Genomic DNA, 3,153 nt, shown 5'->3' with positions numbered 1-3,153 from the left:
CCCCAAACCGGCGCTTCGGAAAAGTCACATACCGGACCCGCCAAAAACAATCCTAGCGGCCCCTCCCACACAGCAGCTTGACACAGAGAGGCGCCGTTGGTGAGACAGTCCCGACAGTCCCCAGGTTAGGGTCAGATTTTGAATTTATGGACAGGTGTTCCCACAGCTCTTAAGCTTCAATCTGACAGTTTTCGGCATTTTGGTTGAAGGTTTGGGGAAACGGGGTGACGGGTCAGCGGCTCGGGTACGTGCGGGTGAGCACGCTGGACCAGAACGAGCAGCGCCAGCTCGAAGGCCAGGCCCTGGATCGGGTGTTCACGGACAAGGCCTCGGGCAAGGACGCGGAGCGTCCGCAGCTGGGGTACCTGCTCGGGTTCACCCGCGACGGGGACACCGTGGTGGTGCATTCGATGGACCGGCTGGCGAGGAACCTGGATGACCTGCGCTCGGTGGTGCAGAAGCTCACCGGCAAGGGGGTGCGGGTGGAGCTCGTCAAGGAATCTCTGGTGTTCACGGGGGAGGACTCGCCGATGGCGACCCTGATGCTCTCGGTCATGGGCGCCTTCGCCGAGTTCGAGCGGTCCCTGATCCGGGAACGCCAGCGCGAAGACATCAGTCTGGCCAAGGCCCGCGGCGCCTACAGCGGCCGCAAGCGCGCCCTGGCCCCGGAACTCGCGGCCGAGCTGGCCGCCCGGGCCGCGGCCGGCGAACCCAAGTCCGTCCTGGCCCGCGAATACGGGCTCAGCCGGGAAACGGTGTACCAATACCTCCGGCGCGGCCAAACTCTGACCGAACCCGACCCGGTCGAAGGATCCAGCTTGCCGGCGTGAGGTTTGTTATCGATTCACCGGGGGAATACCTGCGGGAGCGTTGTTATCCGGCTCCAAACTCCATCTGCTCGCCATGGATCGTCCGGGCGTGCCTACAGGATCTCGTTGAGGGCCGCTCCGGAAAAGGGGGGGGGACCGAAGACTGGCCCAAGGAACAAGGGCCTGCGCTTCGCATCTGGGATCAAGATCGCGAGCCTGGAGCCGTTCCGCGGCTACGCCTACGCCCTACGGGTGTTGGGCCTATCGCGCATCCAGAAGTGTCGCAGGTGGCATCGTTGAAACGGTCTGACCACACAACAGGTCAGTTGGGGCCAGCAGGTGCCCGAACTGGGTTATGCGAGCAGCAGGGCCGGTTCCTCCATGATTGCGGCGACGTCGGTCATGAACCGGGCGGAGAGGTCCCCGTCCACCACGCGGTGGTCAAAGGAGCCGCCGAGCATGGTGATCCAGCGCGGGATGATCTCCCCGGAGACCACCCACGGCTTCTGCCGGATGGTGCCAAAGGCGACGATCGCGACCTCGCCAGGGTTGATGATGGGGGTGCCGATGTCGATGCCCAGGGCGCCGATGTTGGTGATCGTCAGCGTGCCATTCTGCATGTCCGCCGGTTTGGTCCTGCCCTCGCGGGCGGTGGTCGCCAGCTCGTTGAGCGCGATGGCCAGTTCCTTCAGGGACAGGTCCTGCGCGTTCTTCAGGTTCGGCACCAGCAGCCCGCGCGGGGTCGCCGCGGCAATGCCCAGGTTCATGAAGTGCTTGACGTGGATCTCCGGGCCGTTCTCCGTCTCCACCCAGCTCGCGTTCACGCTTGGGTTGCGCGCGGCCGCCCAGATGACCGCCTTGGCCAGGATCAGCAGCGGGGAGACCTTGATGCCTTCGAAGTCGCGGCTCTTCTTGAGCCGCTGCACGAACTCCATGGTGCGCGAGGCGTCCACGTCCACGAAGATGCTCACGTGCGGGGCGGAGAACGCGGATTCGACCATTGCCTTGGCGGTGGCCTTGCGCACCCCCTTGACCGGCTGGCGCTCGATCCGCCCCTCCTGCTCGCCGTGGGACCAGAACCTCGGGGCCGCGGTCCGCATTGGCCCGTTTCGGGGATGGGCGAACCTAACGTCGTTGGCACAACGCTGGTCGAGGGCTGTCGTCGCGACCCTTTCGTCCACGGCGGTCATTGCTGCCTCCTTCTCTAACAAAACGGACTCGGGATCAGCACTTGTCCTGGCAGTGCTGCTGGCTAAAGGAGCCGCTCTGGCCGGGCCACGGTTTGGACATCGTCGGCGAGGAGCAGTACGCGCTGGCCTCTGCTGTGATCGGTGATCCAAAACAATCCAAGCGCGGCAGACGTCTCATCGACGACGCCGCTGCAGCGTTGTCCCGTCTTTAACCTAACTTCCACCAGTTCTCCGCGTAGCTTCGCTGCCTCCGCCACCGCGGAAGCGCATGGCGGATGCCGATCTGCTTCTTTGTTTGAATCAGGCATGTTGCTCTTTCACTTCGATCGGTTTCTATAGGCACGGCCGGGCAGCTGGATGAAAGGTGGCAGATTCCGGCTTGACGTCTCAAGGAAGAATGGGACTAGTTGAATTTCGGTCTTTCCACTGGCTGGCACCGGCCGCATTGCGAGGGCAGCGAGGACCATGGCAACCACGGAGGCAAGGAAGGCCCAGAACCTTGCTCAGTTTTCGGCATCTTGTGTTCCGTACATGTGGTTGGGGTTGCGCAGGGCTCCTGGGGCGAATGCCAGCGAGGCGTGCATGACGATGAATAACACGAATTAGAGCATCACAGGGAAGTGGATCCTGTGGGCAGCTTCCAAGGGGAAGGCCCTGTTGAGGCCATTTGCCTTTGAGCCAGAAGCTCGACATGTGAAGGCCTGAGGTCGCCGCGGCTGGCGCCGGTGGTGAGAGCCGTCTTGTCCTGCAGGTCCTGCGTGGTGGTCATTGGTGGCCTTCCTTCGATTCTCCGCGCAGCGCACGGCGTCGGATCTGCCCGGTCTGCATCTTGGGCAGGTCGTCAATGATGTGGATCTCCCGCGGGTACTTGTAGGCCGCCAGCCGTTCCTTCGCGAAGGCGATCAGCTCCCGCTCGGTGGGCTTGGCACCGGCCCGGACCGTCACGTACGCGACGGCGGTCTCGGCCGGACAGGCATCCGAGACACCGGCAGCACGCTCCAGCCCCTGAGGGGCTTCAAGGGCGTCTGGACGGCTTAGGGTCGATTGCCCGCGCGGACTCGTCAGACAGCGGCCGGAACCTCAGCTCTGCTGAGTTCGAAGCTGGGGTATCCGGCCGCCTGTTCGTCCGCGAGTAGGCTACGGTAGCGTACGGC

2 protein-coding genes and 1 pseudogene are annotated in these 3,153 nt (G+C 63.9%); 1 reads left to right on the top strand and 2 read right to left on the bottom strand.

From position 1 onward, the window contains the following. Window positions 1–224: 224 nt before the first annotated feature. A complete protein-coding gene (locus tag AC5RW2_RS41875) occupies window positions 225–830 on the top strand; it encodes a recombinase family protein (RefSeq protein ID WP_494031191.1) in 606 nt (201 codons plus the stop codon). A 332-nt stretch (window positions 831–1,162) separates the two neighbouring features. Here the strand turns inward: AC5RW2_RS41875 and AC5RW2_RS41870 are convergent. Both AC5RW2_RS41870 and AC5RW2_RS41865 read right to left on the bottom strand, forming a co-directional pair. Next, window positions 1,163–1,870, bottom strand: a pseudogene (locus AC5RW2_RS41870) (dihydrolipoamide acetyltransferase family protein); the annotation flags it as partial. Between the two features lie 894 nt (window positions 1,871–2,764). Next, a complete protein-coding gene (locus AC5RW2_RS41865) occupies window positions 2,765–3,001 on the bottom strand; it encodes an AMP-binding enzyme (RefSeq protein WP_494075340.1) in 237 nt (78 codons plus the stop codon). Between the last annotated feature and the right edge of the window lie 152 nt (window positions 3,002–3,153).

The organism is Arthrobacter sp. B0316-1-20 (assembly GCF_059091865.1).
Note: the sequence above shows the minus strand (reverse complement) of the source record. Positions and strands in the feature narration are given on the sequence as shown.